Source organism: Dysgonomonas sp. Marseille-Q5470 (genome assembly GCF_951230145.1).
Lineage (GTDB): Bacteria > Bacteroidota > Bacteroidia > Bacteroidales > Dysgonomonadaceae > Dysgonomonas.
The window spans coordinates 1-2,610 of sequence record NZ_CATNVE010000025.1; the positions used below are offsets into that span (position 1 = coordinate 1).

2 protein-coding genes and 1 pseudogene are annotated in these 2,610 nt (G+C 32.9%); 2 read left to right on the forward strand and 1 reads right to left on the reverse strand.

The features are described from left to right. Positions 1–121 precede the first annotated feature (121 nt). Together QOX35_RS16365 and mobA are read left to right on the forward strand one after the other, a co-directional pair. A pseudogene (locus QOX35_RS16365) lies at positions 122–382 on the forward strand (ORF6N domain-containing protein); the annotation flags it as partial. 806 nt (positions 383–1,188) lie between these two features. After that, positions 1,189–1,632 (forward strand): conjugal transfer protein MobA, encoded by a 444-nt coding sequence (gene mobA, locus QOX35_RS16370; protein ID WP_006801081.1) that lies wholly within the window; start codon positions 1,189–1,191, stop codon positions 1,630–1,632. Positions 1,633–1,677: 45 nt separating this feature from the next. On the opposite strand, the gene QOX35_RS16375 is transcribed toward mobA, so the two are convergent. Continuing rightward, the gene (locus tag QOX35_RS16375) at positions 1,678–2,274 is read right to left on the reverse strand and encodes a master DNA invertase Mpi family serine-type recombinase (RefSeq protein ID WP_006801082.1); all 597 of its coding nucleotides are present in this window, start codon (positions 2,272–2,274) and stop codon (positions 1,678–1,680) included. Between the last annotated feature and the right edge of the window lie 336 nt (positions 2,275–2,610).

Here is a 2,610-nt window from a genome sequence, read left to right on the forward strand (position 1 = left end):
TATGGAATGGTTGAAGGGATTTAAGTAAAAAGGAAAAGATTATGTAAAGAAAATACTTACACAACTACTGTTACACAACCTGTTAAGTAGGAAGCTTTACATAATCTTTTTGTTTACATAAACAGAACATGGAATTGCAATGTTAGCAGGATTATTAAATAGTCAGAAAGCAATTTCTGTTAATATCCAAATAGTCAGAGCTTTTATTATGCTTCGTCAATATGCTTTGGGGTATGCTGAGCTAAATCAAAAATTAGAAAACTTCATGTTAGAAACGAATCTGCAATTCAATGATATTTACCAAGCATTAACAGAATTAGCCAGTCAGAAGGGACAAGATACAAAATCAAGGAAAAGGGTTGGTTATGTAAGAGATGAATAGACATTATAGTTTCGACTTAATTAATGGGGTAAAAGTATTCTTTTACCCTTTTTTATGCCGTCACTTTTTATCATCTGATAACAAAGGTCTATTTCAAGAATAAAACGCCAATATCAAGCCTTTCAGGTTTTATCGGCAATCTCCACCCGTTGGGTAGTATTCCCTCAAAAATATGGTCTATTTTATTCTTTTCACAGGGAAGGTGTTTATCAGTTGAAAAAAGAAATAATATTCAATGAAGTTGTAGATATATACTTCATTCAGCCACTCACCCATTACTGAACTATAATATTCAACCTGTAATTTATTTGTTCCTTTCTTGATGAGTTATGTCTTGACCTCATGACTTAGTGAAGTCATTCATTCATGAAGCCATGAAGTCAGTATTTATTGGTTGGGTATCAGTCAAGAGCTAACTTATTCACTACATACTTCATAGCTGAAGTAAATACATCAATAATTAGTGAATATTTTAATGAATAAATCCAGTTATGAATTCACAAAAAGGGATGTCAGGATAGCCAAGAAAATTAACTGTCATCCAATGACATCTGCTGTCACCATTTGTCTGAAAACCTCATCATAACCTTTCAATTAACAGACGCTACCTTTGTCGTGTAATGATAATCTCTCAAATAAACTTTAAGGCAATCCATCGGAGGATGGATTTTGGTATTCGTCAGAATACAGCAAGGTATGTTTTGAAGCACTTGAAATAAATTTCCGTGCTTCAAAACCCTTGCCCTTTCAGGGAGAGAAAATCACTCCGAAGTCGTAATTTTTATTTATTAAATCTTTATGTAGTTATGAAAACAAATAATCTTTCTGAAAGAAGAAAAGGAGGGCGGAATCCGAAGAATGATCCTGCAATACATCGTTATGTTATCTATTTGAATAACGTTGACAACGCACGTTTTCTCGCTTTATATGACAAGTCATGTATGAGTGTTAAGGCTCATTTTATTACTTCTTGCATATTTAATAAGCCAATAAAGGTTGTGAAAATCGACAAAGCTGTACAAGATTATTACATGAGGTTAACTACTTTCTTCGGACAATTTAGAATAGTTGGTACGAACTATAACCAAATAGTCAAAGCCCTAAAGTCGAATTTTTCCGAGAAAAAGGCCTTGGCTTTTCTTTATAAACTGGAAAAACAAACCATCGAAATGGTTGTTCTTCAGAAAAAAATTATGGAATTAACTGAGGAATTTGAGAAAAAGTATGGATATATGTGGTTACAGAAGTAAATAGCATTTTCAATTTAGGTATTATTATTCAATTAAAAAAAGTCTTTATAGTTGGTTATCCTTGAGAAATGCACTAACAGTTAAGCGATGAACGCCGAGAATACGGCTGATGGCACTTTTGGAAACTTTCTTATCTAATAGATTTTTTATCTCAATTTCCTTTCCTGTCAATTTTTTCACTTTTGATTTACTTCCTTTGGGACGACCAAGGATAACACCTTCAGCACGTTTTCGAGCTAATGCCTCTTTGGTACGTTGGGATATAAGGTTACGTTCAATTTCGGCTGAGAGACCAAAAGCAAAGGCTAGAACTTTAGAATTAATATCACTTCCCAAGCGGTAATTATCTTTGATTGTCCAAACCTGAATATCACGGTTCATACATTCATTAAGAACACCCATAATCATAAGAAGATTTCTACCGAGTCGAGACAATTCGGAGCATATAAGAATATCATCTTTTCTCATTCTCTTTAATAGCTTACCCAACTTCCTGTCCTGTACACTTTTTGCTCCGGAAATTGTTTCTTCGATCCATTTGTCAATTACCATTACATTTTTCTCACAAAATTGGTTGATTTCAAAACGCTGGTTTTCGACTGTTTGCCTGTCTGTGCTTACACGAATGTATCCATAAATCATCTGCTGTTTGTTTAAATTAAATATATATAAAATTAAAAACAGCAAAAATAGTATATTTTTATTATACTATATAATTATACTTTTTTCCAGCGTTTTTATTAGACAGAATAGTGTTAATTGTGAGTTCAAATCAAATGACAGTTGGATTATACTATCTCCTGTGGAACAGTCTATTAAAATGAAGGTTGAAGCAATTGGGGTACCATTAAAAGACTGGAGAGATATACAAATCAATTATGGAGTAAAAACAGGTTTTAATGAGGCTTTTGTTATTGATGGTCAAAAACGAGAAGAGCTGATTAAAGAAGATCCCAAAAGTGCCGAAATTATAAGACC

What these genes read in the sequence shown, in the direction of transcription:
- mobA (WP_006801081.1), top strand. Translation starts at nt 1,189, where the DNA reads ATGAAAACAAATAATCTTTCTGAAAGAAGAAAAGGAGGGCGGAATCCG.
- QOX35_RS16375 (WP_006801082.1), bottom strand. Translation starts at nt 2,274, where the DNA reads ATGATTTATGGATACATTCGTGTAAGCACAGACAGGCAAACAGTCGAA.